The organism is Acrocarpospora pleiomorpha (genome assembly GCF_009687885.1).
GTDB lineage: Bacteria > Actinomycetota > Actinomycetes > Streptosporangiales > Streptosporangiaceae > Acrocarpospora > Acrocarpospora pleiomorpha.
On sequence record NZ_BLAF01000034.1, the window covers coordinates 37,449 to 63,257 of the forward strand.

General features: G+C 68.5%; 18 protein-coding genes. 7 read left to right on the plus strand and 11 right to left on the minus strand.

Features of this window, described 5'->3' with window-relative positions:
- The first annotated feature begins 133 nt into the window (after positions 1-133).
- Positions 134-1,180 (plus strand): dipeptidase, encoded by a 1,047-nt coding sequence (locus Aple_RS28060; protein WP_155347721.1) that lies wholly within the window; start codon positions 134-136, stop codon positions 1,178-1,180.
- Entirely contained in the window at positions 1,173-2,276 is a 1,104-nt protein-coding gene (locus tag Aple_RS28065; RefSeq protein WP_155347722.1) for an FAD-dependent oxidoreductase, read from the plus strand. The genes Aple_RS28060 and Aple_RS28065 overlap by 8 nt, the downstream gene beginning before the upstream one ends.
- A gap of 46 nt (positions 2,277-2,322) precedes the next feature.
- Here the strand turns inward: Aple_RS28065 and Aple_RS28070 are convergent, their stop codons facing one another.
- The 5 genes from Aple_RS28070 to Aple_RS28090 are packed head-to-tail and all read right to left on the minus strand — an operon-like array spanning position 2,323 to position 8,935.
- Complete coding sequence (locus Aple_RS28070; RefSeq protein ID WP_155347723.1) at positions 2,323-3,777, minus strand: alkaline phosphatase family protein; 1,455 nt, start codon at positions 3,775-3,777, stop codon at positions 2,323-2,325.
- Positions 3,774-5,435 (minus strand): dipeptide ABC transporter ATP-binding protein, encoded by a 1,662-nt coding sequence (locus Aple_RS28075; RefSeq protein ID WP_155347724.1) that lies wholly within the window; start codon positions 5,433-5,435, stop codon positions 3,774-3,776. The genes Aple_RS28070 and Aple_RS28075 overlap by 4 nt, the downstream gene beginning before the upstream one ends.
- A complete protein-coding gene (locus tag Aple_RS28080; RefSeq protein WP_155347725.1) occupies positions 5,432-6,295 on the minus strand; it encodes an ABC transporter permease in 864 nt (287 codons plus the stop codon). The genes Aple_RS28075 and Aple_RS28080 overlap by 4 nt, the downstream gene beginning before the upstream one ends.
- Positions 6,285-7,229, minus strand: coding sequence for an ABC transporter permease (locus tag Aple_RS28085; RefSeq protein WP_218038534.1), 945 nt, complete (start codon positions 7,227-7,229; stop codon positions 6,285-6,287). The genes Aple_RS28080 and Aple_RS28085 overlap by 11 nt, the downstream gene beginning before the upstream one ends.
- The gene (locus tag Aple_RS28090) at positions 7,226-8,935 is read right to left on the minus strand and encodes an ABC transporter substrate-binding protein (protein WP_155347726.1); all 1,710 of its coding nucleotides are present in this window, start codon (positions 8,933-8,935) and stop codon (positions 7,226-7,228) included. The genes Aple_RS28085 and Aple_RS28090 overlap by 4 nt, the downstream gene beginning before the upstream one ends.
- 145 nt (positions 8,936-9,080) lie before the next feature.
- Here Aple_RS28090 and Aple_RS28095 point away from each other — a divergent pair, with 145 nt between their 5' ends.
- Together Aple_RS28095 and Aple_RS28100 are read left to right on the plus strand one after the other, a co-directional pair.
- The gene (locus Aple_RS28095; RefSeq protein WP_155347727.1) at positions 9,081-9,974 is read left to right on the plus strand and encodes a MurR/RpiR family transcriptional regulator; all 894 of its coding nucleotides are present in this window, start codon (positions 9,081-9,083) and stop codon (positions 9,972-9,974) included.
- A gap of 1,377 nt (positions 9,975-11,351) precedes the next feature.
- Positions 11,352-12,059, plus strand: coding sequence for a hypothetical protein (locus Aple_RS28100; protein WP_155347728.1), 708 nt, complete (start codon positions 11,352-11,354; stop codon positions 12,057-12,059).
- Between the two features lie 83 nt (positions 12,060-12,142).
- Here the strand turns inward: Aple_RS28100 and Aple_RS28105 are convergent, their stop codons facing one another.
- The 3 genes from Aple_RS28105 to Aple_RS28115 form a co-directional block, all read right to left on the minus strand.
- Positions 12,143-13,576 carry a non-reducing end alpha-L-arabinofuranosidase family hydrolase gene (locus tag Aple_RS28105; protein ID WP_246264835.1) on the minus strand — a complete coding sequence of 478 codons (1,434 nt, stop codon included), beginning with the start codon at positions 13,574-13,576 and terminating at the stop codon, positions 12,143-12,145.
- A 47-nt stretch (positions 13,577-13,623) separates the two neighbouring features.
- Positions 13,624-15,081, minus strand: coding sequence for a glycoside hydrolase family 10 protein (locus Aple_RS28110; RefSeq protein ID WP_155347730.1), 1,458 nt, complete (start codon positions 15,079-15,081; stop codon positions 13,624-13,626).
- Between the two features lie 87 nt (positions 15,082-15,168).
- Positions 15,169-17,208 (minus strand): RICIN domain-containing protein, encoded by a 2,040-nt coding sequence (locus Aple_RS28115; protein ID WP_218038535.1) that lies wholly within the window; start codon positions 17,206-17,208, stop codon positions 15,169-15,171.
- A gap of 842 nt (positions 17,209-18,050) precedes the next feature.
- Here Aple_RS28115 and Aple_RS28120 point away from each other — a divergent pair.
- On the plus strand, positions 18,051-19,085 hold the full coding sequence (locus tag Aple_RS28120) for a LacI family DNA-binding transcriptional regulator (protein WP_155347731.1): 1,035 nt from the start codon (positions 18,051-18,053) through the stop codon (positions 19,083-19,085).
- A gap of 238 nt (positions 19,086-19,323) precedes the next feature.
- Here Aple_RS28120 and xynC read toward each other — a convergent pair whose 3' ends face one another.
- From xynC to Aple_RS28135, 3 genes are all read right to left on the minus strand, one after another.
- Entirely contained in the window at positions 19,324-20,991 is a 1,668-nt protein-coding gene (gene xynC / locus Aple_RS28125; RefSeq protein ID WP_155347732.1) for a glucuronoarabinoxylan endo-1,4-beta-xylanase XynC, read from the minus strand.
- A gap of 327 nt (positions 20,992-21,318) precedes the next feature.
- Complete coding sequence (locus tag Aple_RS28130; RefSeq protein WP_155347733.1) at positions 21,319-21,969, minus strand: response regulator; 651 nt, start codon at positions 21,967-21,969, stop codon at positions 21,319-21,321.
- Positions 21,966-24,062: a sensor histidine kinase gene (locus Aple_RS28135; RefSeq protein WP_155347734.1), complete on the minus strand. Its 2,097-nt coding sequence runs from the start codon at positions 24,060-24,062 to the stop codon at positions 21,966-21,968. Before Aple_RS28135 ends, Aple_RS28130 begins: the two co-directional genes overlap by 4 nt.
- Positions 24,063-24,240: 178 nt before the next feature.
- Here Aple_RS28135 and Aple_RS28140 point away from each other — a divergent pair, with 178 nt between their 5' ends.
- Both Aple_RS28140 and Aple_RS28145 read left to right on the plus strand, forming a co-directional pair.
- A complete protein-coding gene (locus tag Aple_RS28140) occupies positions 24,241-24,864 on the plus strand; it encodes a hypothetical protein (RefSeq protein ID WP_155347735.1) in 624 nt (207 codons plus the stop codon).
- Positions 24,865-25,061: 197 nt separating this feature from the next.
- Positions 25,062-25,661 carry a superoxide dismutase gene (locus Aple_RS28145; RefSeq protein ID WP_246264832.1) on the plus strand — a complete coding sequence of 200 codons (600 nt, stop codon included), beginning with the start codon at positions 25,062-25,064 and terminating at the stop codon, positions 25,659-25,661.
- Positions 25,662-25,809 lie beyond the last annotated feature (148 nt).

Sequence of the window (25,809 nt, forward strand, 5' to 3'; positions counted from 1 at the left end):
CTCGGCATCATGCGGCAGTGGAACACGACGCTGGGCCGCGACCCCCTGTGGCTCTGCCCATCTCTGTAGATTTCTTGCGTCCTAATCCATCGGATTCGTAGACTACTTTCAAGACTCGACCTTGGAGGACGCCATGACCCTCGCCGACGGCCTGATCAGCCCCCCGCCGCCGATCGCCGACGCCCACAACGATCTGCTCATCGAACTGGCGTACCGGGCCGGAGAGCCGGAGCCGTTCCGGCGGCTGTGGCTCGGTCAGCTCCAAGCCGGCGGCGTCGTGGCGCAACTGTGCCCGGTCAGCGCGAACTGGGAGTACCTGCCCGAGGGGGCGCTGCGCCGCGCCTTGCAGCAGGTGGTGGCGTTCCAGCGGGCGGTGGCCGAGAATCCGGCCGAGGTCGCCGCGGTGCGGACCCGTGAGGACCTGCGGCGCGCCGCCGACGCCGGGCGCATCGCGATGATCCTGTCGATGGAGGGGGCGGAACCGCTCGGGTACAGCGAGGAGTTGGCCGACATCTTCTGGCAGCTCGGCGTGCGCGTGTTCGGGCTGACGTGGAACCGGCGCAACCCGTACGCCGAGGGGTGTAACGAACCGGGCGGCGGCGGTCTGTCGAGGCTCGGCCGACGCCTGGTGGCGCGCCTGCGCGGGCCGGGCGCGGTCATCGACCTCGCGCACGCCTCCGAACGCACCTTCTACGACGTCGTGGAGCTGTACGACGGCCCGCTGCTGGTCAGCCACGGCAACTGCCGGGCCGTCTGCGACACGCCCCGCAACTACGACGACGCCCAGCTGACCGCGCTCGCCGAGCGGGGCGGGGTGGTGGGCATCATGGCGACCCCTGGCACGGTCGACCCGGACAAGCCCACCCTGGAGCGGCTGCTGGACCACGTCGACCACGCCGTGCAGGTGATGGGGCCGGACCATGTCGCGCTCGGCGCGGACTTCTTCCAGCAGGTGTCCCGCTCCGGCGCCGTACGGCGCTCGCCGGACTCGATGCGGCCCCCGGAGATGGGCGAGGACACCGCCGTCGCGGGGTTCGAGACCCCACTCGACTATCCCCGCCTGGCCGAGGGACTGCGCGATCGCGGCTACGCCGACGCGGAGCTGAGCGGCATCCTGCGCGACAACCTGCTCGGTTTCCTCGGCCGGGCCCTGCCGTCGGAGGTCGCGGCCGATGTCTGAGCGGGTGGTGATCGTCGGCGGTGGCGTCATCGGCAGCCTACACGCCTGGGAGGCGGTCGAGCGCGGGTACGAGGTCGTGCATCTGGAGGCCGACGCCGAGCCGCGCGGCGCGACCGTCCGCAACCACGGACTGGTGTGGCTCACCGGCCGCGCTCGCGGTCGCGACCTGGACCTGGCGCTGCGCGCGCGGCGCAGGTGGGCGGAGATCGCCGGCGCGACCGGGGTCACCCTGCGCGCCAGCGGCGGCCTGACCGTGCTCTACACCGAGGCCGAGGAGGCGGTCGCCCGGCAGGCCGCCGAGCTCGACGGCGGGCGGCGGGAGTTCCGCGTCGTGGACGCCGAGGAGGCGCGGAGGATCAATCCCGCGCTGGGCGGGACGTTCCGCGCCGCTCTCCACTCCCCGTACGACGCGATCCTGGAGCCGCGGGAGGTGCTGCCGCGGCTGCGTGCCGAGCTGCGCGCCCGCGAGGGGTACCAGTGGCACGGTGGCCGTACCGCGGTCGACTTCGCCGCCGGGCGCGTGGTCGACGACCTCGGGCACACCCACGCGGGCGACCGGGTGATCTTCTGCGTCGGCGCGCGCCGCGAGGGCGTGTCGGCCCGCCTGCTCGCCGACGCGCCGCTGCGGCGCGTCCGCCAGCAACTGGTGCAGACGGAGCCGATGGACATCACCGTCACCACGGCGGTGTCCGACAGCCTCTCGCTGTACTACTACCCCGCGTACGACGTTCCGGCCCGAGCGGCGCTGCCGCGGAGGGAGCCGTTCGACGAACGGCACGGGGTGAAACTCACCATCTCGCAGCGGCGCGGCGGCGAGGTCACGATCGGCGGCGCTCACCTGTATGACGAGCCCTTCGACTTCGCCGCCCTCGAGGAGTGCGACCGGCGGGTCATCGACCGGGCCGAGCGGGTGCTGGGGCGGCCGCTGGGCCGGATCGCGCGGCGGTGGACCGGCACCTACCCGACCACGCTCGACGGGCGGGGCTACGTGCGGCGGGAGGTCACCACGGGTGTGACCCTGGTGACCGCCGTGGTGCTCGGCATGACGGTGGCGCCCGCGGTGGCCGAGGAGACGTTCGAGGTGTTCGCCGCCTGATCCGGGCGGGGTGGGGCGGGAACGTCCGCTCCCACCCCGCCCGCGGTCACTGCGACTCGTCGATCTCGACGGCGAGATAGGCGCCGCTGCCATAGGTGTCGCGCACCAGCCAGCCGCCGCCCTGCCGGACCAGCCGCTCGCGCGACACCTCGCCGTCATCGCCGCCCTGGGTGCCGTCGCCGGTGTCCAGGGCCTCCCACAGCACCCGGCCGTCGGTCGGCAGCAAGGCGTCGTGGCCGAGCAGCGTCTGCACGGTCGCGACGATGTCGATGATGCCGGCCGGCCGGTCCGAGACGGCGGCGCGGATGCCCGCCCCGCCCAGCACCAGCGTCGGGACCAGCTCGTCCGGGCTCAGCGAGCCATGCATGGCGCGGTGCGCCTTGACGGGCGAGACCAGCGCGGCGCCGGCGACGCCGTGCTCGTTGACCTCCCGGGTCCACGGGTGGGTGTAGGCCAGCAGCGGCAGCGTCGGCAGGTCCTGTCCGTGGCCGGCCCACAGCTTCTCCACCGCGACCGTACGCGACCGGTCGGCCGGGGCGTGGCCCCAGCTCACGAAGGTGTCGACCCACGCCTGCGCGGCGAACCACTCGACGATCCGGCCGGACTCGCGCTCCGGCAGGGATTCGGCGGCCGCGAGCTGTCCCTCCAGCGGCCGGATCAGCCCGTCGTCCAGCAGCCCGCCGAAGCCGGCCGCGGCCAGTTCCGCCGCGACGTCGACGTAGCCCGACACGGTGGTGTGCCCGTGGTCGGAGGTGACGATGACCGCGGTCGGGGTGCCGTCGCGCTCGATCCAGTCCAGGATGCGCCCGAGCTGGCGGTCGCTGGAGGCGATGCCGGCGCGGGCCTGTTCGGTGCCCAGGCCGGTCGCGTGCTGACTGTTGTCGGGCTCGCACAGCCACACGACGGCGGCGTCCGGTTCCACCTCGGGCAGGATGTACTCCAGCAGCACGTCGACCAGCCAGGTGTTGAGCGGATCGGCGGGCACGGTCTTCGGCGGCGGTGCGCCGAACCTGGCCTCGATCCGCGTGGCGGCCGTTTCGGGATAGACCAGGTCGGGGTTGACCAGGACGCCGACCCGCTCGGCGTCGAGCAGCGACGCCTGCCCGGCGGTGCCGGTGGTCAGCACGGCGAACCGCCCGCCACGGCGGTGCACCGCCTCGGCGAGGGTCTCCACCCGGGTGAGGCGTCCGTCATGAAACCGGCGCAGCTCGGCGAGCTGGGCGAGGTCGCCGGTGTGGAGCACGCGGTCGGCCCGCCCCGGGTACGGCATCAGGTTCCCGTGGATGCCGTGGCGGCCGGGGTGGCAGCCGGTGCTGATGCTGGCCGACGCCGGCCGGGTCATCGGCGCGTACACGCTGGAGGCCCGGGTGAACGTGGTCCCGCCCCGCGCCAGCTCGAACAGCCGCGGCGTGCCGTCGGCGGTGATCAGGTCCGGCCGCATGCCGTCCCAGACGACGACGAGGACCCGCTCGGCGAGCCGGCGGGTGCCGTGGTGATTCATGGAGTGGAACGCCCCTTCCTGGATTGTCTTGAAGCCGGTTGCATCGGCAGCGACTCCAGCAGTTGCCGGGTGTACGGATGCCGCGGCCGGGCGAACACGTCCTCGGCGCGCCCCTCCTCCACCACGCGGCCGTCCTTCAGGACGAGCACCCGGTCGCTGAGGTGGTGGACCACGCCGAGGTCATGGGAGATGAACAGCAACGCCGTGCCCAGCCGGTTGCGCAGGTCGACCAGCAGGTCGAGCACCTGTGCCTGGATCGAGACGTCCAGGGCCGAGACCGGTTCGTCGCAGACGATGAGACGAGGCCGCGGCGCGAGGGCACGCGCGATGGCGACCCGCTGCCGCTGCCCGCCGGACAGCGACCGCGGATGCCGCTCCAGCAGGTCCGCCCCGAGGCCCACCTGCTCGAGCACCTCGACCACCCGGTCACGGCGCGCCCCCCGGTTCAGCGCGGCCAGGCTCTCGGCCACCACCGCCTCCACGCTGTAGCGGGGGTCGAACGAGCTCAGCGGATCCTGCGCGATCAGCTGCACACGGGGACGCCGCGCGCGCCGCCGCCGTTCGGGCAGCGCGCTCCACGGCTCGCCTTCCAGCAGCACCTCCCCGCCGTCGGGGTCGAGCAGGCCGAGCGCGAGGTTGCCGCAGGTGCTCTTGCCTGACCCCGACTCGCCGACCACACCGACGATCTCGCCGGCGGCGACCTGGAACGACACGTCGTCGACCGCGAGGAACGCATCCCCGCGCCGGCCGGAGCGGCGGGCGAACGACTTGCGCAGCGACCGCGCCTCCAGCACGGGCGTGCCACGCGGCTCATCGCCGCGCTCGGCGGCGGGCGGGCTGATGGTCCGGCCCGGGGACAGCGCCCGCCCGCGCGAGCGCGCGGACGGGATCGCCGCCAGCAGGGCGCGGGTGTACGGGTGGGCGGGAGCGGACAGCACGTCCGCCGTCGCCCCCTCCTCGACCACCATGCCGTCGCGCAGGACCAGCACGCGGTCGGCGATCCCCGCCACCACCGCGAGGTCGTGGCTCACCAGCAGCAGCGCGCTCTTCGCCGACAGTCGCGTCCGCAACAGGTCCAGGACCTGCGCCTGCACGGTGACATCGAGCGCGGTGGTGGGCTCGTCGGCGATGAGCAGCGCCGGGTCCGCGGCGATCCCGCCGGCGATCAGCGCCCGCTGGCGCAGGCCGCCGGAGAGTTGGTGCGCGTACTGCGCCGCCCGGACCGCCGGATCGGGCAGGCCGACCTGCCGAAGCAGGTCCACCGTACGGTCGCGCACCTGCCCGCGCGGCACGACGCGGTGCGCGGCGAGCGCTTCTGCGACCTCCGCCCCGACCGTCCGCAGCGGGTCCAGCGAGACCAGCGCGTCCTGTGCGACCAGGCCGGCGAACCGGCCGCGTACCGATCGCCAGTCGCGGTCCCGGAACCCGGTGACGTCGCGGCCGTCCACGAGGAACCGGCGCGCCGTCACCCGCGCCCCCGGCCCGGCCAGACCGACCAGCGACCGCGCGGTGACGCTCTTGCCGGAACCGGACTCCCCGACCAGCGCGACGCACTCGCCCGCGGCGATGCGCAGCGAGACCCCGTGGACCACCTGGACCGGCCCGGCCGCGCCAGGGAAGCTCACGCGCAGGTCCTCGACCGTCACGATGTCGCTCATCGGCGGCCGCCCTGGATCCGGCGCTGGGTGTACCGTCCCACGGTGGTGAAGGCGATGACGGACAACGTGAGCGCGAGGCCGGGGAAGACGCCGGTCCACCAGGCGACCTGCAGGGTGTCGCGGCTCTCGGCCAGCATCACCCCCCACTCCGGGGTCGGCGAGCTCGGGCCGAGGCCGAGGAAGCTCAGCCCCGAGGAGGACATGATGGACAGCCCGATGTCCAGCGTCGCCAGCACCGGGATGATCCGCAGCACGTTCGGCACGATGTGCCGCGACACGATCCGCCAGCGCCGCCGGCCGTAGACGACGGCATGCCGTACGTAGTCCGCGGTGCGGATCACCAGGGCCTCACCTCTCACCACACGGCCGAAACGGGGGATGGTCGCCACGCCGACGGCGACGGCGACGTTCACGGTGCCGGGTTCGGTGACGGCCACGACGAGCAGCGCGAGCAGCACCGACGGGAACGCCGCCAGGGTGTCCAGGACCCGGGTGACGGCCTCGTCGACCCAGCGCCCCGACAGCGCGGCCAACAGCCCGAGGACCAGCCCGCCGGCGACGCTGATGGCCATCGCGCCCAGCCCGATCAGCAGCGAGTACCGGGCGCCGTGGACCATGCGGGCGTAGACGTCGCGGCCCAGCATGTCGGTGCCCAGGAGGTGACCGGCGCCGGGCGGGCGCAGTGACTCGGTGATCCGGCCGACGCCGGGGTCGGCGTCGGCGAACCAGCCCGGCGCCGCCACCGCCGCCGCGAGGAGCACGATGAACAGCGCCGACAGCAGGACGGGCACGGGCAACGGGAGCGCCGCGACCCGGCGGCGTACCGCGGGCCGGGCCTCGATGAGCGGTTCAGCGGCCATCGTCGGACCGCAGTCTCGGGTCGACCAGCAGGTAGCCGATGTCGACGAGCGTGGATACCAGGACGTAGACGAGCGTGACGAACAGGACCACGACCAGCACGACCGGAATGTCCTTGTTGTCCACCGCCGTCAGCGCGACCGAGCCGAGGCCGGGGCGGCCGAAGATCTGCTCGATGATGACGGCGCCACCGAGGAGCGAGCCGATCCACGTCCCCGCCAGGCTCATGACGGGGACCAGCGCGTGCTTCAGCGCGTGGCGCAGCCGCACGCGGGTCTCGGTGACACCGCGGGCGCGCACGGTCACGATGAACGTGGCGTCCAGGGTGTGCTCCAGCGCTTCGCGCAGCACCTGGCTGAGCACCGCGGCGGGCGCCAGCGCCAGCGTGATCGCCGGCAGCACGAGGGCGTTCAGGCCCTCGCCGCCGGCGACGGGAAACCAGTGGAGCCGGAACGAGAACGCCATCAGCAGCAGGATCCCGACCCAGTACGCCGGCACCGACGCGAAGATCAGCTCCACCGTCGACACCACGCCGCGCAGCGCCCGCCGCCGTCCGGACGTCGCGACCGCGGCGAGGATCGCCAGCACGACCGCCACCGCGGCGGCCGCGAGCGCGAGCTCGACGGTGGGCCACAGGTTGTCGCCGATGACGTCGGCCACGGGCTGCCGCAGGACGTACGACATGCCGAGGTCGCCGCCGGCCAGCCGGCCCAGGAAGCGCAGGTACTGCACGCCGACCGGGTCGTTGAGCCCCCACTGCTCGGCGATCGCCTGCTGGAGGGCGGGATCGGCCTGGTCGCCGGCGAGGATGTCCTCGACCCGGCCGGGGAGCGCCACGAGGGCGAAGAAGGTTCCGGTGACGGCCGCCCACAACACGACCGCCCCGGCTCCGGCCCGCCGCAGCCCCTGCCACAGCACCCTTGGCTCGGCCGTCACGGTGCGAGCCAGACGTCGTACAGGTTGGACGGGGTGTCCAGGCGCACGTCGAACCCGAGCCCGCGCACGTCCTGAGAGGAGGCGATCTGGAAGGCCGGGTAGTACAGCGGGATCACCAGCGCCTGGTCGATCAGACGCCGCTGGATCTGGCCGAAGTAACCGGCACGCGTGGCCGCCTCGGTCGCCGTCGCGCTCTTCGCCGTCCACGCCACGACGTCGGAATCCACGCCGCCGTGGGGCGAGTCCGCGTACAGCGTGCCGTTCGGTCCGAGCAGCCCGAACAGCTGGGTGGCGTCGGCGGCGGCCCAGCTCGCCGGGTAGATCCCCCAGGTGTTGGCCTTGGCCAGGGCCGTGTACTCGCCGTTGGTGACCACCCGCAGGTCCAGGTGAAGGCCGATGTTCTGCTTCGCCTCGGCGGCCACGGCGGAGATGAGCTGGTCGCGGTTGTCGCGTACGGTCGGCGCGGGGTAGATGACCTCGACGCGCAGCCGCTGCCCGTCCTTCGTCCGGTAGCCCTCGCTGTCGCGCGCCGTCCAGCCGGCCTCGTCCAGCAGCGCGTTGGCGCCGGCGACGTCCGCGCCCCAGGTCCCCTTCAGGCCGGCGTCGTGGTACGGATTGTCCGGCCCGAGGGGCGCCCAGGCCCGTACGGCGCTGCCGCGGTAGATGCTCTGCACGATCGCGTCGAGGTCGAAGCCGTCGCGCAGCGCCCGCCGCACCCGTACGTCGGTGGCCGCCCCGTGGTAGGGGTTGACGTTGAGGTTGAAACCGGTGCCGCTCGACGGTCCGGTCAGCAGGCGCAGCGCCGGATCGCCCTTGATCGTGGCGATGTCGGTGGCCTGGACACCGAAGATCGCGCCCACCTGCCCGGAGGTGAGCGCCCCCGAGCGCACCGACGCCTCGGGCAGGAAACGGTAGGTGACCTGGTCGAGATAGGCGGGGCCGGTGTGGCCGGCGGTGCCCACCGGCCAGTCGTAGCCCGGATTCCTGGCGAACGTCACCGACTGGCCGCGCTGGTAGGCGGTGAAGGTGAACGGGCCGGTGCCCACCAGTTTCGGTCCTGGCTCGCACGCCTGCTCGCCGCCGGTCTGCGCGGCCAGCGTGCTCGGCGCGACCATCGCGAGCTTGATGTCCGACAGCGACTCCAGCAGGCTCGCGTCGGGTTCGCGTAACACGATCCGCACGGTGCGCGGGTCGACCGCCTCGACATGATCTACCCGGCCCAGGGAGGCCGCGCCGCGCGCCGCGTGGCCGGGATCGGCGACGAAGTCGAGGTTCTGCTTGACGGCCGTGGCGTCCAGCGGCGTGCCGGTGGAGAAGGTCACGCCCTCGCGCAGGGTGAGCGTGTGGACCTTCCCGTCGTCCGACACCGCCCACTTGTCGGCCAGCCACGGCACGTACCCGCCGTCCGGGCCGCGGCCGATCAGTGACTCGAACACGTTACGGACCAGGGGATAGGAGTCCTGCAGGTTCGTGAACTGCGGATTGAAGCAGACCGGTTCGGTGGCGATTCCGATGGTGAGGCTGCCACCGGGCGCCGGCGCCGCCGAGTCGCCCGCGCCGGCCGCCCCGCTTCCCGCCGCGCCGGACGAGCACGCTGCGCTCACCGCGACGAGCAGCGCGGCGCCGAGCAGCTTCGCGGCGTGCCGCCGTGTCCGGCCACGCCGGGTGGAGGGTGGCTTGGACGTCAACGTTTCCAGAAGAATCATGGCTTGCACTCCGCCGCGCTGGTATGAATATTTTCTGCGTCACGGTCGACCTGTGGCGTAGACTAGTTTCGTGCCCGTCGCGAGTGCAAGTGAACAGCAGGTGTCCACGGGACCCCGCGTCCGCCGAGGTCAGGAGCGCAACACCATGTCCAGCGACACTTCCCAGGAGCTCACCTCGATCGTCGAGGCTCCCCGCGGCGTGTTCGCCCGCATCCGTGCCGGGTACCCGTCGCTGCCGCCCGGCGAGCGCAAAGTGGCCGATCTCCTGCTCAACAACAGTCAGCTCGCGCTCAGCATCCCGATCAACGAACTGGCCGAGCGCATCGGCGTCAGCGACGCCACCATCGTCCGCTGCAGCCAGTCGCTGGGGTTCGAGGGTTTCCGCGGTCTGAAGCTCGCCCTGGCAGCGGAGTCCTCGCCGTCGAACTGGCTCGTCAAGGAGGCCGTCGACGCCGACGACGGCGCGATGGCCATCGCGAAGAAGGTCTTCAGCTCCGGCATGCAGGCGATCTCCGACACCCTCGGCGTGCTGGAGGAGGCCACGCTCGAACGAGCCATCGACGCCATCCGCGCGGCCCGCAGGATCGAGTTTTACGGCGTCGGCAGCTCCGTGCCCATCGCTCTGGACGCCTACTACCGCCTGCTGCGCCTCGGCCTGCCCGCCACCATCGCCACCGATCCGCACATGCAGGCCATCTCCGCGGCGAACCTCCCGCCTGGCGCCGTCGCGTTCGCCGTCTCGCACAGCGGGCGCTCCTTCGAGACCCACGCCGCGCTCCGCCGCGCCAAGGAAGCCGGCGCCACCACCGTTCTCCTCACCAGCTACCGCAATACACCGCTCAGCGACTTCGCCGACATCGAGCTCGTCACCTCCACCCCGGAGTCGACCCTGCGCCCCGACGCCGTCTCCTGCCGGCTGGCGCACCTCGCCGTCGTCGACGCCCTCTCGGTCGCCGTCGCCGTCCGTACGTCCGACACCTCCACGGCGGCCCTGCTCAAGGACGACGAGATCATCGCCGAACGCGAAGTGGCGAACTGATCGCGCTCGCCGCCAGTAGACCGTGAGCGCACCCTCGGCGGGCGGTTCCGCCAGATGGTCCAGGGGTGCGCCCATGGACGCTTCCGTCATGGCTGAGCTCCACCAGGTAACCTCGAGCCATGACTGCGGAGCCACCGCACTCCGCCGGAGATGATCCGGCAGAGATGTTGTGTCCCCGGCGAAGTGGCATGAGCAGTTCCTGGCTGAGTACCATGATGAAGGGTTAAGGGTCAGTTACAGCTTCCACGCCCGAGGGCTGCTACCGACAAGCTGCCCAGCGCTGCTTGTTACGGTGACGTTGGTGTAGTAGTTAACGCCGCGAGACATTACGGCTACCACTGGTCCGAGGTGTCCGGTCCGGCACGCGTAGCTAGCGGTTTGTCCGTTGGTGACTTGAATCGTTACTCTGCAGTTGCTCCCGGTGAACCGGTTGATGTAGGTGTCACCATAGGCATATTTGCCGTCGTCCCCGATGCACGCGGCGAACGAGAAGCTATTGTTCGACCAGGTACGACAACCGCCGCCTTCGGCGTTCGCAGGACCGGCAGAGAGCGCGAGGATACTGGCGCCCGTAAGAATTACGGCAGCGAGTCGACCCATTCGACCGATGAGCCGACCACCTGCATTCCTTGTGCTAGTCCGATTCATGTCTCCTCCTCTATAAAATTGAGTGTCTGTCGTGCTGCTGAATCTTTGGGACGCAACCCTCGGCGCAGCCCGGCAAGGACTGGTTGTCGAAGGACCCACAGGGCCGGTCAGAAAGCGCCCCCGTACAACTGGTGCAGCTCCGGGCGACGGCGGGTGCCTTGAAGTCGGCGTTGCGGTAGAGGATCACCTAGCCGCTCGCCGCGCCTGTCGCGGGCAGTGCCTGCCTCCGTTCAAAGGCACCGGCCCGCCTTCGTCTCGTCCAATACGAGGTTGTAGACGTGGGCGCCGAGAACGGAAACTTTCGCCGCCGCAGAAGAGGCTCCTGACGCCGTCCAGAACGTCATTCACATGAGTTGATTCAGTCGCGACTAGCATAAACTTAGGTTAGCGGCGCGGTCAACTATAGTTGGTCGCTTCACGATTCCTATCCATCTCAGTTGACAGGGCCATAGCGTCGCCCGTCAGCTGAGGTGAGTGGGATGCGTGGAGCCCAGTCGCATGAGCTGCTCCGCCTGCTATCACCGCCGTGTATGGGGGCAATGATCGCTGTGACCGATCCCGTCTCTACTCGCCGACGCACTTCCACGAGTCGAAGCGATGTGTCTCCCGTTGGAGTCCGGCTCGGTGGCCATGCCTAGATGCCCGACGGGGTCCCTCGCCAAGGTGGCGGTCCTTCATTCGCAGTGCAGCAGGTGATCGGAATCCGTCTGATTGCGATAGGAATGAGACGTGGACCCTGATTTAGCCTCCCGCATCCTGCACAGAGTCCGTTTCGGCGTCCGGCTGTTGCTTCTGTTGCTTCTGCTGTGCGGCGCGTTGGTCACCAGTGCGAGTTACATGCCTTCCCCGCGGACAGTCGAGCAGTTTCGCAGTGCGGTGGCGGCCGGTGAGGTCGACCGGGTGAGCTACCAAGAATTCGGCGCCGACGAACTGGCGGCCCTGGTGTGGTCGGAGTCGCCGCTGGTCTGGCACGAGGTGCAGGGCAGTATCGCTGATTCTGAGGGGCCGTACACGACGGAGCGGCTCAGGGCCGATATGCGCCGCGCGTCCGTCCGCCCGTCCCTGATGGAGGAACGTGGGGGAGGGCCTGTCGTGAATAATTCGATCTTTCCCGACTGGCCTTTCGGGTTTCGGGGTGGTTCGAACCTGTGGTGGATCGCCGCCGTGTGGGTGGTCACCTTCGTCGCCATGCTGTTCTCCACGCCACGTCTGGCCAATCGATGGGCATGGTTCTGGATGTTCACCGTCGGACAGATCGGGGCGTTCCTGTTCCTGATCACGGAGCCGAGACCTCTGTGGAAAGGCCCCGGCGAGGGGCTCGCTCCGACCAATCGGATAGAGGGCAGCCGTGGTTGCCTGTACTCGATCGCGCTGAGCTTCGTCTCGCTGGCCGCGGTTCTGGGCGCCGGTCAGCTCATCAAACTGGTCCTGGGCTGACGCGTCGCGACGTAGAAGGAGGCGTTGGTCATTTTTGCGTGACTCGGGCGGGCTCGGCTTTGCGCCGAGCCCGCCTCACGCCGTTAGCGCTGCAGTGTCAGCACGCCCGGCCGGTAGGGCAGGAGGCCGTAGTCGCCGCCGGAGTTGGGGTTGCGTCCTTGGTAGAGCAGCTGCAGGTTGCAGGGGTCGATGGTCATGGTCTGATCGGGGTTGGTGCGGATCAGTTCGCCGTGGCTGATGTCGTTGGTCCAGGTGGCGCCGCTGTTGGCCTTGCCGGCGAAGGGGTTGCTCTCGGTCGCGGCCTGCGGTGTCCACGAACCGTTCAGGCTGGTGGCGGTGAAGGAGCGGAAGTAGCGGCCCTGCGAGCCGATCGCCTCGACGATCATGAGGTATCGGTTCTGGTTCTGGAGCTTGTAGACCTGAACGGCTTCGAACAGGTTGTTCGTCGTGTCGCTCATGATCACTGTTGATGTGGTGCCGAAGCTGCCGGGGAAGTTCCCGATGGGCATGCTGGCCCGGTAGATCTTGCCGTTGTCGCCGGCGAAGAACAGGTACATGTTGCTGCTGTCACCGATGAGTGTCTGGTCGATGGGCCCGGTGCCGGAGCCGGTGATGCTTCCGGAGAAGAGCACTTGCTGCGCTGACCAGCCGTTCGGGTTGGTGGGGTCGCTGGAGGTCCGGTAAGAGAAGGCGGTGCCGCCCCACTGGTAGGCGAGCACCCAGATGTTCCTGGGGGCGAAGTAGAAGAGGGTGGGCGCGACCGTGGAATTGGACATCGTGTTCTGACTGGCCGAGGCCATCTCGGACCAGTTGGTGAACAGGCTGAAGTTCATCGAACCCCACCGTGTTCCGGTGTCGTGCGTGGTCGCGTAGACCAGATGCCTGCCGTTATAGGGGGCGATGGTGAAGTCCTTGAGCGAGACCCATCCCGACTTCGGGGTCGCCAGCGGGCCCGTCGATGTCCAGCGGTACGTCGACGGAAGATTGCACGTACCGGTCGGCGTCGGCGTGGGGGTAGGGTTGCCGCCACCGACCTGGACGAGCTGCCACTGCTGGTTGTTGCCGCCCCAGTCGTCGTACTGGACGATGTTCGCGCCGTCGGCCGTGGATGCGCCCTGCACCTCCAGGGCCTTGTTGCTGTGGCGGGAGATGAAGCGCACATAGCCGCCGGCGGAGTCGGCCAGTCGCCACTGCTGGTTGGTGCCGTTGAGGTCGGCCCACTGGACGATGGAGCCGCCGTTGGCGGTGGACCAGTTGTAGACGTCCAGGACCTTGCCGGAGTGGCGGGACTTGATGCGGTAGTAGCCGCCGCCGGAGTCGACGAACTGCCATTGTTGCTGGTTGCCGTTGTTGCGGGTCCACTGGGTGATGCGTCCGCCGTCGGCGGTGGACAGGTTGTAGACGTCCAGGGCCTTGCCGCTGGTGCGGTTGACCAGCACGTACCAGGCGTTGGTGTCGACGGTCGCCGCATTCGCCGACTGGGTGGCCACTATGAGGCCCGTCAGTAACGTGATCACCGTCGTGAGGACGGCCAGGGGTCTGAGTTTCACGGTGTGCTCCGATTTCATCCGACGCGGACGAGTTGCCACTGCTGGTTGGCGCCGTTCCAGTCGTCGTACTGGACGACGTTGGCGCCATCGGCCGTGGAAGCCCCTTGGACCTCCAGGGCCCTGTTGCTGTGCCGGCTGATCAGCCGGACATAGCCGCCGCTGTCGGCGACGCGCCACTGCTGGTTGGTGCCGTTCAGGTCGGCCCACTGCACGATCGACCCGCCGTTGGCGGTGGACCAGTTGTAGACGTCCAGGACCTTGCCGGAGAGGCGGGACTTGACCCGGTACCAGCCGCTCCCGGAACTGACGAACTGCCACTGCTGCTGGTTGCCGTTGTTGCGGGTCCACTGGGTGATGCGTCCGCCGTCGGCGGTGGACAGGTTGTAGACATCCAGGGCCTTGCCGCTGTTGCGGTTGAGCAGCACGTACCACGCATTGGTGTCGATGGGGCCGCCCGGGGTCGGGGTCGGGGTCGGGTTGGTGGAGCCGCCGTTGAGGGCGTTGAGGACCGAGGTGTACGCCGCCTTCTTGTTGCCCGAGGAGTCGAACAGCAGCGGATTCTCACCGGTACGCCACGAGTCGCTGTCGCGGATACCCCACACCGTGATGCCGGTGCACCGCGCCACGTTCAGGCAGGCACGGGTCACCGTCGCGTATACGTTGGCCTGGTTGGACCCCTGCGCCACGTCGAGCTCGGTGATCTGGACATCGACGCCGAGGTCGGCGAACCGTTGCAGGTTGGCCTGGTAGTCGCTCGACACCGAGGTGCCCAGGTGGGACTGGAAGCCGACGCAGTCAATCGGCACGCCGCGCGACTTGAAGTCGCGCACCATGTTGTAGATGCCGGTGCTCTTGGCGTTGATCCCGTCGGTGTTGTAGTCGTTGTAGCAGAGCTTGGCCCCGGGATCGGCGTTTCTCGCCGCCCGGAAGGCGGCCTCGATCCAGTCGTTGCCGGTGCGCTGGAGGATCGAGTCACGGCGTCCGCCGCTGCCGCCGTCGGCGAAAGCCTCGTTGACGACGTCCCAGGAGTGGATCTTGCCCCGGTAGTTGGTCGCGACCTGCGTGACGTGATTGATCATGGCGTTGCGCAGGTCGGAGCCGGACAGGCTCTGCGCCCAGCCGGGCATCTGCGAGTGCCAGAGCAGGGCATGGCCGCGGATCTTCATGCCCTGCGCGGTCGCGTGGTTCACGATCCGGTTGGCGTTGGTGTACGTGAAGTTGCCGCGCTGAGGCTCGGTGGCATCCCACTTCATCTCGTTCTCGGCGGTGATCTGGTTGAACTCCCGGTTCAGGATGTTCACGTACGTGGAATCACCGAGCCTCCCGGCGGCGATGGCGGCGCCGAAGTAGCGGCCGCCTCGCTCAGCCGCAGAGGCGCCCAGCGTCGAGGCGGCGTCAGCCGGCCCGGTCAGCGTCACCGACAGGCCTACGCTGACAAGCGCCGCGGTGAGCACGGATAAGAGTCGTCTCATGAACGGTTCGTGCCTTCCTGTGTGGGGGGTGCGCCGGTCGCCCGGTCCGGCCGTCCTGCCACGACCGGACCGGGCAAGCGACGCCGGTCAGGGGGTGGTCAGATCGAAGCGGCGTACGGTCACCGCGCCGCCGAGGGCCTGGGTGGCGTAGTTGAAGATCCCGAAGCGGTAGCCCATGAAGAACTGCCAGGCGTTGTTCAACGTGAAGGCGGGACCGAGGGACGTGAAGTTGGTTCCGTCGGTGCTGTAGGAGAACCGGGCCGTGCGGCCCGAGCCGGGCCGGACGTCGGCGTTGACGCGCAGCCAGATCCGGCCGCCGGAGACGTTCGCGCTCGCCGCCTCGGTGCCGGTGCCGGTGGTCTGCCAGGAGCTGTTCATGGTCAGCCCGTTGGTCATCACGACCCGCGTCGTCCCGTTGTCGCGCTTGACACCGATCCAGGCCGACTGGTCGCGCAGCATGGCGAGCCCGGCGCGGTCGCCGTTGGCCATCTGCGCGTAGTCCAGCTCGATCGTTGCCGTCGACGACGGGCCCTGGATGCGGTGGGTCAGGGTGTTGCGGGCGTTGTAGAGGTCGTTCGTGACCGTGGCGGTCTGGAGGCGCAGGCCGTTGCCGGTGGAGAAGCGGCCGGTGTCGGGGTTGTGGTTCCACTCCCAGCGGTGGCCGAGGCTGCCCGAGGTGAAGGTGTCCGGGCCGATCATCGACTGCACGGTCCTGGTCGTCTGGATGTTCGGCTTCGGGTACTGCACGCCCCATCCGCCGTTGACCGTCTGGATGACCGGCCAGTCGCTGGACCACGTGATCGGCGCGAGCGCGGGCACCCGGCCGCCGGGATAGGCGTCGACGAACGACATGTAGTACCAGGCGCCGTTCTGCGTCTGGACCAGGCCGCCCTGGTGGGGCACGCCGCCGCCGGAGATCGGGCCGGGCATGTTGAGCAGGACCTGGCGCATCTCGTACGGGCCCCACGGGGACGTGGAGCGGAGCACGTACTGGCCGTTGGCGGGGCGGGTGAGCCAGATGTAGTAGTAGTTGCCGCGCTTGTAGAAGCGGGCGCCCTCCAGGGTGCCGACGCTCGACGGGGTCTGGAAGACCTGCTGGGCGCGGACCTGGTTGAGGCCGTCGGCCGAGAGCTGGGCGACGCTGATCGTGCTGTTGCCGTAGGCGACGTACATGGTGTCGTTGGTGTCGATCAGCAGGCCGGCGTCGTAGTAGCAGTTGTTGATCTGCGAGCGTTTGGTCCAGGTGCCGTCGACGGCCGAGGCGGTGTAGACGTAGGTGCGGTTGAACTCGACGCAGCCGAGCCAGTAGTACGTGCTGTTGCTGGGCCGGTAGTTGAGGGTGGAGGCCCAGATACCCTTCACATAGGCCCGGCCGCCGTTGAGGTCGTAGGCGCCCGAGCCGAAGTCGAGCCTTGGCACCGAGTGGCCCGCGTACTCCCAGTCGACCAGGTTGTAGGAGCGCAGGATCGGGGCACCGGGGGAGTAGTGCATGGTGGAGGCCGAGTAGTAGTAGGCGTCGCCGACCCGGATGATGTCGCCGTCGGCGAAGTCCTGCCAGACGACCGGGTTGGTGTAGTTCCCGCCCGGGTTAGGCGTCGGCGTCGGGGTGGGGTTCGGCCCGGTGCCGACCTGGACGAGCTGCCACTGCTGGTTGTTGCCACCCCAGTCGTCGTACTGGACGATGTTCGCTCCGTCGGCGGTGGAGGCATTCTCCACTTCCAGGGCCTTGTTGCTGTGGCGGGAGATGAAGCGTACGTAGCCGCCGGCGGAGTCGGCCAGTCGCCACTGCTGGTTGGTGCCGTTGAGGTCGGCCCACTGGACGATGGAGCCGCCGTTGGCGGTGGAGAAGTTGTAGACGTCGAGCACCTTGCCGGAGTGGCGGGACTTGATGCGGTAGTAGCCGCCGCCGGAGTCGACGAACTGCCATTGTTGCTGGTTGCCGTTGTTGCGGGTCCACTGGGTGATGCGTCCGCCGTCGGCGGTGGACAGGTTGTAGACGTCCAGGGCCTTGCCGCTGGTGCGGTTGACCAGCACGTACCAGGCGTTGGTGTCGACGGTCGCCGCATTCGCCGACTGGGCCGTGAGGAACGCCCCCACGAGCAGCAATGACGAGAGGATAGCGAGCACGCGTCTCACAGGAACCTCCAGAGGTTGTTGTTCGGGCCGTTGTCGTCGGCGAGCGCGGCGTTGAGCAGTTGGAAGCTCGCTCGGCTTTCGGGAGGGATTCAGACGGGACAAGGTGTTAGCGATAACATTTCGATCATGAAGTCACCCCGGAAGGTTGCGTTTGGCGGTCGGTCGCGCTCGACGAGGAGCTGATCGGGTCGATGCGCAACACATAGGGTCGGCGGCCGGACATAACGCAAGACGCTGGCTCGCTTTCTCCACTTGATCACGCTCCTCCGGCCGGGCGGATGAGGAGACCGGGTGATTGCCACAAGAACGTCGGGAAGTCGGCTCCGGACGGCCAACCGCCCGCCTGACCTGCTGTCGAGTAGATGCGGGCTCTATGGCAGGGCCAAGGGGCAGGCAAGGACCGAAATCTGTTATCGCTAACATTCGAGACCCTCACACTTCGTGGCATTCCTCCGTAGGTGTGTTGTCGGGGAGTACATCCGACGGTCAGATCCAGAGTCAACGAGTCGCCGCTTCGCTGAGCTGGGTATCGGCGGCGGACTTGCTCCCCGGCCTGGAGGTTCGTCCGAAGCGAGATCACCTCGCAGTGCCTGCGCATGTGAAAATTTCATAGAAGTTACCACTTGGCAACCATGCGCACTCCGGTCAATTTGCGCGGCTGCGTCGTCAGGGAGGGGGATGGCCATGAGATGGAGCATGAAAATTTCGGCCCCTTGGACCACAATTGTCGAGTTAACGTTCGTCCAGAGCTAGGGCTGGCTACACCTGAACCGGGAGGAGCAGCAGGAACGGTCATGATCCCGGACCGAAAATCGCACCGATACACTCCGAACATGGCCTCGACAGAGGGAGCGTCTGCGTCCCCTAGCCAGCCACTCACCCTCACTCAGTTGGCGGGGTTGGCCGGGGTCTCTACCGCAACGGTGTCCAAGGTTGTCAACGGCCGTTCAGAAGTGGGCCCTGAGACCCGAGCACTAGTTGAAAAGCTCATCGCGGAACACGGTTACCGCAGGCAGCGCCGCCAGATCAGGCCGACGAACGTTATCGAGGTAGCGTTCCACGCCTTGGCGGGTGAATACCCCGTTGAGATCGTCAAAGGCGTGCAGCGCGTGGCGCATGCGAAGAACATGAGCGTGGTGATCTCCGAACTGGGTGATCGGCACACACCCCCGGACAGGTGGATCATGGCCATGCTCAGTCGTCGGCCCGCCGGCCTGATCACTGTCTTTTCCGGTCCCACGGACAACCAGCGCGTGCGACTGGCCACTCAGGGGATCCCTTTGGTGGTACTGGATCCCGCTGGGAATCCTGGGTTCGGGGTCCCCTCCGTGGGGGCCGCGAATTGGAGTGGTGGCCTGGAGGCCACGCGTCATCTGCTTGACCTCGGCCATCGTCGCATTGCGATGATCACTGGACCTGAATTCGCCCTCTCCAGTCGAGCTCGCCTGGATGGCTACCGTGCCGCGCTCGATGGAGCGGGTGTGCAAATAGATCCCGATCTAATCTGTCAGGGGGAATTTCAGATCCAGGATGGAGTGATCCACACTCGCCGCTTGATGAAATTGCCTGAGCCGCCCACCGCGATCTTCGCCTCCAACGACGGTCAAGCCATCGGGGTTTACCATGGAGCGCGCGAACTGGGTCTACGCGTCCCCGATGACCTGAGCGTGGTCGGCTTCGACGACATGCCAGCCTGGCGCTGGGCAATCCCGCCATTGACGACGGTCCATCAGCCCTTGACGGAGATGGGCGCTACTGCTGCTGCCATGGTGATCACTATGGCCGGCGGTGAACCGCTCCAGCAGAAGCGAGTCGAGTTGAGCACCGAATTGGTGGTGCGTGAGAGCACTGCCGCCTACCGGGGATAGCAGGCCGATCTTTATATTGGCAAAGTGGCCGGCGTGCCCTGCCAGGCGGCATGCCAGTTCATGCTCGGTATCCGACAGGCGAGTCCTCACGTGGGTGACAGAGGCCGGACTGACGGCCTCTGTCAGCGGGGCAATATCCATCATCGCAGCAGCATGTGTGTGCGACGCAAATAACGACGCTTCCGGATGCGGCCCCTCCGTCGTTTAGAGGTCCTTCGCACGTCGGGCTCGGGAGCTATCAGGTCACGACGCAGGGGATGCCGTTCAGGGTGAAGGCGGTCGGTTCGGCGGTGTTGCCGGTGTGGGTGGCCTGGAAGCCGATGTCGATGGTTGCTCCGGGTGCGAGCGTGCCGTTGTGGCTGACGTTGCGGGCGCTCACCTGGCCGCTGGAGGGAGTGTAGGTGGCGTTCCAGCCCGAGGTGATGGACTGGCCGGAGGGCAGGGTGAAGACCAGCGTCCAGCCGTTGATCGTCGAGGTCCCGGTGTTGGTGATGCTGATGCCGGCGGTGAAGCCGTTGTTCCAGGAGTTCATCGTGTAGGTGACCCGGAACTGACCTGTGCCGCCACTCGGCGTCGGGGTGGGCGTCGGGGTGGGCGAAGGGCCAGGGCCCACGCTGGTCACGAAGGTCATCATGCTTCGAGCGGGGAGTGTGACGGTGAGGGAGCCGTTCGACATGCTCGTCGTTCCCTGGGGCGCGACGTTTCTGCTCGCGTCGGTCAGCCAGGACGAGACACTCGATGCGGTGCTGTTCGCGATGGTGAACTGCTGGCTCACCGCGGAGGTCCCCTTGTTGATGGCGACGATGACGACCGTGGAGTTGCCGCCCTTGTATGCCGAGACGTAGACGTTCGACGCCGGATTCGCCGTCGCCCCGATCCGTACATATCCGGGGCGGACGAACCTGGCGAAGTGCGCCATCATGGCACCGCGTTTGCTGATCTGGCCGTCCTCCCGCATGGGGCCGTAACTGCGCCGGATGTACCACCAGATGTACGCCTGGAACTCCGCGTCCACCATGGCGCGGTGGATGTGCTCCCCCACGTCGAGCGCCTGAGGCCAGAGGTCCGCCGAATCGCTGCTGTTGGGGTAGTAGACCTCGGTCATCCAGAGTTCTTTGCCCGCGCCCTTCTGCTTGAAGAGGGGATAGGGGAAGTTCGCGAACGACGTGCCGTAGAGGTGAGCCCCAATGATGTCCACGTTGGCGAGCGCCGCGGAGTCGTTGAGGATCGGGTCCGACATGTTCTTCAGGTACTGGAAGGACTCGGGCGCGATGACCCTGGTGCCGATCGAGCCGGCGTTCTCCCGCAGGAACCGGACCATTTCTGCGGGAGTCCACCACGTCCAGTCATGCGCGTAATCGGGCTCGTTCTGCACGGATATGCCGTACAGGTTCACCCCGTTGTTCCGCAGGAACGTGTTGAAGTCGTTCAGGTGCTGGGCGTAGGCGCCGTACATGTTGGACCTGAGGCGTTTCGCGTCGGTCTGGCTGCCGCGGACGAAGGTCTCGACCATGCTGGCGGGGGGATTCCACGGCGACGCGATGACGGTCGCCCCGAGCTCGGTCGCGCGCCTCGCCGTCGCCAGATCACGGCTCCAGTCCGCCTGATTCTCGGGGACGGGAATCCTCAGCACGGAAAACCCCAGCCGGCCCTCGCCGGTGCCGAACGCCGTGTCCCGCTGGGCAGCTGTCAGGTCGCCGATCCAGGCCGTGTGAGTCATGCCGCCGAAGCCTCGGATCGTCTGCCGCAGCGTCAACGGATCGATGACCGCCGTCGCGGCGGCAGCTCCCGAGACCCCCACGACCGCGGTCGTGGCCGTGAGGACCGGCAGGGCCCCCATCGTCGTCAGGACGGCTCTCCGGCTCAGCAGCCTTCGCTCGCTGTTCACGGGCTGATCTTGCGTCATGTCTCCTCCTCTTGGCTGTTGGTGCCGATCCGCGTCCGAAAACTGTTTGCGTTAACATTTGCTGGCATAGACCGGCGCGCACTCCGGCGGAGTGTGGTTCGGACCCTCAGCGGGGTCAAGCACCAGGGAGGACGGTGAGCAGGCGAACTGTAGTGATGTCACGCCGAACCGTGAAAATTTCAGGTCAGACTCTGTCGTCCCGCACCGGTTCCGCAATCGAAGATCGACCGCAGATCTGCCGTAGCACCCAGAGGGCTCACACGGCGATGGCGCGCCCTCACGCGATATCCGTTAACTTACGGCCACTGCAACAGTCCCGGCGAGGTGTCAGCGGCCGAGGCCGGCGTCTCGAGCGCGGATGATCGCTTCCGCGCGGTCGGCGGCCTGGAGTTTCTGGAGCACCGCGTAGACGTGGTTGCGTACGGTCTTCTGTGACAGGAACAGTCGTGTGGCGATTTGGCCGTTCGACAGGCCGGCCGCCAGTAGGTCGAGCACCTCGTGTTCCCGGGCGGTCAGCGTCGGGAACGGCGTGACGGTGGCGCTCTGCGGCCTGGGGGCCAGGAAGTCGGCGATGCGCGAGGCCAGGACCGCTCCGAACGCGACGCCGCCGCCGGCCACGGTGGTGATCGCGCGGACCACCTCGTCCGGCTCGGCGCCTTTGAGCAGGTAGCCACGGGCGCCGGCACGGAGCGCGTCGAATATGGTGCCGTCCTCCTCGGACATGGTGAGCACCACGACACCGGTCTCCGGGCGCTCCTGAAGCAGACGACGGGTGGCCTCGATTCCATCCATATCGGGCATCTGCACGTCCATGACCACCACGTCGGGTTCCCGCCGGGCGGCCTGCTCGAGGGCCTCGACGCCGGTCGAGGCGGTCCCGACGACCTCGACCTCGTCGATGCTGCTCAGCAGTGCCGCGAAGCCTTCACGGAACACCGGGTGGTCGTCCACCACGAGGACTCGCACCGGCCGTGTCATACCGCCACCTCTCTTTTGGCCGCGAGCACAGGGGAAGGCGCGACGGGCAGCCGAGCCCGCACCCGCGTGCCCTTCGGCATTGCGGAGGTCACCGCGCACGACCCACCGAGTTCGGCGGCTCGTTCACGCAACGACACCAGTCCCACACCGGCCACCGCCTCGGCGGCGAAGCCGACGCCGTCGTCCTCGACCACCACGTCGAGGCACCCGTCTTCAATGTCGCGGGTGAGCGACACCACGCACTCGGTGGCCTTGGCATGACGGACCACGTTGGTGAGCGCCTCCGACGCGATCCGGTACGCGGCCACCTCGACCGCGGCCGGCAGGCCGGTCAGGTCACCGCGCTCCTCGACCCGGACGGTCAGGCCCGGGGCTCGCAACCGCTCCGCCTGCTGGCGGATCGCCCCGACCAGGCCGACGTCGTCGAGCGCGGGTGGACGCAGGCCGTGCACCAGGCGCCGTACCTCGGCGAGCATCCCGGTGAGCTCCTGACGGGCCAGGCCGAGGATCCGGTCCGCGTCCTCGCCCGAGCGGCGCGCGGTGATCCGAGCAGTGTCGATCCGTGAGGCGACCGCCGCCAGCGTCGGCCCCAGGCCGTCGTGGAGTTCGCGCCGCAGGCGCCGGCGTTCATCCTCCACGGCCGAGACGATGCGCTCACGGCTGCGCTGCAACTCCTCCGCCAGGCGTACGGCACGGGCGGCCGCGGCCGCCTGGCGGATCAGATCCGCCAGGAGCCGTTCGTCGCCGGAGGTGAGCCTGCTCCGGCGGGCGACCTGGGGCGGCAGCAACAGCCGCCCGATCGTCTCCCCCCGATAGGCGATGGGCAGCGCCCGTGTCTCGGCGGGACGTTCGCCGTCTTCGACCAGCAGCGGTTCGCCGCTCACGTCGGTGATCTCCACGCCCACGTACGGCGTCCGGAAGGCCCGGGCCACCGCCCGGGCGAGGGTGAGGAGTTGCGCTTCGGAGTCGTCGGTCCGTTCGAGCCGCTCGGCGAGCCCGGACATCACGTGGTAAGGGTCGTCCCGATCCCCGACGACCCAGCGTCGCACCAAGCGCCACATCCGGTGCCGCAGCTGCGCGTACACGATCGCGACCGCGAAGACGGCGATGACCAGGCGTTCGCCCTCGTTCAAACGTGACCCCAGGAGCCGGCCGGCGCTCCCGAGGACCAGCAGATCGAGGACGAACGTCAGGGCGAGCAGGATGCCGTACACCAAGGTCCCGCCGAGCAGCCGGTCGACGTCGACGAGATCCGGTCGCACGATCCCGATCGCGACCGATCCGGCCGTGAGGGCCACGGCGACGGTCAGGCCGACGGAGCCGAACCAACCGGGCAGCAGCCGGAACGTCAGCATGACCAGCAGGTCGACCACGGCCGCCCACAGCAGCCAGCGCATCCGCATCCGGCCGATGCCGGTCTCCGTCCGGTAGCGTCGTACCACCACGACGAACGGAGCGAGCAGGCTCAGCGGGACGCACAGTTGAGCCACCAGCAGCACACCGGTCCAGACGACGTCCGGCAGGGGAAAATAGAGCGGATCGAGGTTCAGCGCCAGCAATGGCGCGGGAATCGGCCCGGGCTCGGAGGTCGCCTGGGCGATGCCGGACGGCGCCGCGATCAGCGCCAGCGGGAGCAGGCTCGTCAGCCCGAGGCTGACCAGCGAGACCACCCGCCACCACCCCGAGGGCAGCCTCCCGTCCGGGAACAGCAGCAGCACCAGGGGCAGCAGCAGGAGCAGACCCGCGCCGAATCGCTGGTAGACGGAGAAGGCCGCGGACGCGCCCGGAAGCGCGGGATCGTGCATGGTGGCGTAGGCGAGCCACGAGGACGCCGTGCCGTCCAGCGCCCACCAGGCGCCGAAGGCCGACATCAGCAGGCCGAGGGAATGGCGCGGATACCGGGCGAGCACCACCATGCCGGCCGTGGCCAGCGCGACCCCCGTCATGGCGTCGAACCCGCCGGGCTGCAGGCCGAGCACGGCGCGGTGGGCGTTCGGCACCTCCATGTCGATGAGCATCGCCGCCGGCGTGGCGGTCGCCGCGATCGCGAAGAGCACGGGCCCAGGACCCAGCCGCGCCGTCAGAATCTGCACCAGGAAAGTGTGCCTCACCAGGCCTGCGATGTCCCTAGGACCCGCGTCCCACTCGTCCTAGGACGCGAGAGGTGCCGGGAATTGGGACAAGATGCCCTGACTGCTCAGGTTGGTGGTTTACCAGGATCGTCCTCGTTGCCGCGGTGACCCGCACCGCCTACCGAAACGAGGAACAACGATGACTGAGACCCGCACACCGCACGCCGTCACCAGCTCTCCATCCGGGCGGCTCACCGACACGACGGTGCGCCGGCTGGCCCTGAGCCTTTCCACCGGGGCGCTGACCTGGTCGGCCGTCAGCTTCATCTACGGTTTCCAGCCCTCGTCCGAGATGGGCATCGTGCTCACCGACCTGGGTAGCTTCGCGTTCCAGTTCGGCGCTTTGTCCCTCATCTCGCTCATGTCCCGTACCAACGCCACCGGCGTGACCCGCACGGCACGGGCCATGTTGACAGTCGAGCGGGTGCTGCTGGCCCTGGCCATGGTGTGGACCGTGGTCCACGCGTTCTTCCCGTCCGAGCGGGACGCCGTCTGGCTGGCAGTCCTGGACGCGTTCTGGCCGCTCTCGATGCTGGGCATGTTCGTGATCAGCATCAAGATCGCGCTCACCGGCCGGTGGCGCGGACTGGCCCGCCTGTGGCCGCTCGTCGCCGAAAGCTGGGCGGTCGTGACCCTGCCCGCTATGGGAATCCTCGGCCTCTCGGCCGGGAACCTCATCGGTGCGTCCCATTTGCTCGTGGGATACACGACGCTCGGACTCATCATCGCCTTCCGCCCCGAGCTGGTACGCGGCGAGAACTGAAGCGCTTGGCACGTCGACGGTCACGGGGTGCCGGTCTCTACTGGTACCTCATGTCTACGGCCGCGTCGACTCCGTGAGCCAAGCGCGCACCCACGGCACACTGCGCCCCAACGCCGCCGCCAGCCGCCGCAGGGTCCACCCTTCCCTTATTGTGTACTCATCGCTGTTGCGAATAATGTGCAATAAGGAGGATGGCAGTGGGCCAGTACACCCTTCCGGATATGCCCTATGACTACGCGGCTCTGGAGCCGGCTATCACGGGCGAGATCCTGGAGTTGCACCACAGCAAGCACCACGCGGCCTACGTGAAGGGCGCCAACGACACCCTCGACCGCCTGGCCGAGGTGCGGGACAAGGGCGACTTCAGCGGCCTGGTCGGCCTGGAGAAGACCTACGCGTTCAACCTGTCGGGCCACGTGCTGCACACGATCTTCTGGCAGAACCTCTCCCCGGATGGCGGCGACCGCCCCGACGGCGAGCTCGGCGACGCGATCACCGAGCACTTCGGCTCGTTCGAGGCCTTCCAGAAGCAGCTCACGACCGCGACCGCGACCGTGCAGGGGTCCGGCTGGGGCGTACTGGCCTGGGAGCCGCTCGGCCGACGGCTGATCGTCGAGCAGGTCTACGACCACCACGGCAACGTCGGCATGAGCTCCACGCCGCTCCTGGTGTTCGACGCCTGGGAGCACGCCTACTACCTGCAGTACAAGAACGTCCGGCCGGACTACGTCGAGAAGCTGTGGTCTCTGATCAACTGGAACGACGTCATCGCGCGCTTCGACGCGGCGCGCGCCTGAAGACCCGCCGCGTCCGGGCGGGGTCGACTGGCTGCTTTCCCTGTCCGGACGCGGCGACCTGCTCTGCTGGCCCCGGCTTGGCCGAGCCGTAGAAATGATTCGCCACGATTCGTGGGCGTGAGGCATTCCGGAACCACTCCAAGTCGAG

What these genes read in the sequence shown, in the direction of transcription:
- Aple_RS28060 (WP_155347721.1), top strand. Translation starts at nt 134, where the DNA reads ATGACCCTCGCCGACGGCCTGATCAGCCCCCCGCCGCCGATCGCCGAC.
- Aple_RS28065 (WP_155347722.1), top strand. Translation starts at nt 1,173, where the DNA reads ATGTCTGAGCGGGTGGTGATCGTCGGCGGTGGCGTCATCGGCAGCCTA.
- Aple_RS28070 (WP_155347723.1), bottom strand. Translation starts at nt 3,777, where the DNA reads ATGAATCACCACGGCACCCGCCGGCTCGCCGAGCGGGTCCTCGTCGTC.
- Aple_RS28075 (WP_155347724.1), bottom strand. Translation starts at nt 5,435, where the DNA reads ATGAGCGACATCGTGACGGTCGAGGACCTGCGCGTGAGCTTCCCTGGC.
- Aple_RS28080 (WP_155347725.1), bottom strand. Translation starts at nt 6,295, where the DNA reads ATGGCCGCTGAACCGCTCATCGAGGCCCGGCCCGCGGTACGCCGCCGG.
- Aple_RS28090 (WP_155347726.1), bottom strand. Translation starts at nt 8,935, where the DNA reads ATGATTCTTCTGGAAACGTTGACGTCCAAGCCACCCTCCACCCGGCGT.
- Aple_RS28095 (WP_155347727.1), top strand. Translation starts at nt 9,081, where the DNA reads ATGTCCAGCGACACTTCCCAGGAGCTCACCTCGATCGTCGAGGCTCCC.
- Aple_RS28110 (WP_155347730.1), bottom strand. Translation starts at nt 15,081, where the DNA reads ATGAGACGACTCTTATCCGTGCTCACCGCGGCGCTTGTCAGCGTAGGC.
- Aple_RS28120 (WP_155347731.1), top strand. Translation starts at nt 18,051, where the DNA reads ATGGCCTCGACAGAGGGAGCGTCTGCGTCCCCTAGCCAGCCACTCACC.
- xynC (WP_155347732.1), bottom strand. Translation starts at nt 20,991, where the DNA reads ATGACGCAAGATCAGCCCGTGAACAGCGAGCGAAGGCTGCTGAGCCGG.
- Aple_RS28130 (WP_155347733.1), bottom strand. Translation starts at nt 21,969, where the DNA reads ATGACACGGCCGGTGCGAGTCCTCGTGGTGGACGACCACCCGGTGTTC.
- Aple_RS28140 (WP_155347735.1), top strand. Translation starts at nt 24,241, where the DNA reads ATGACTGAGACCCGCACACCGCACGCCGTCACCAGCTCTCCATCCGGG.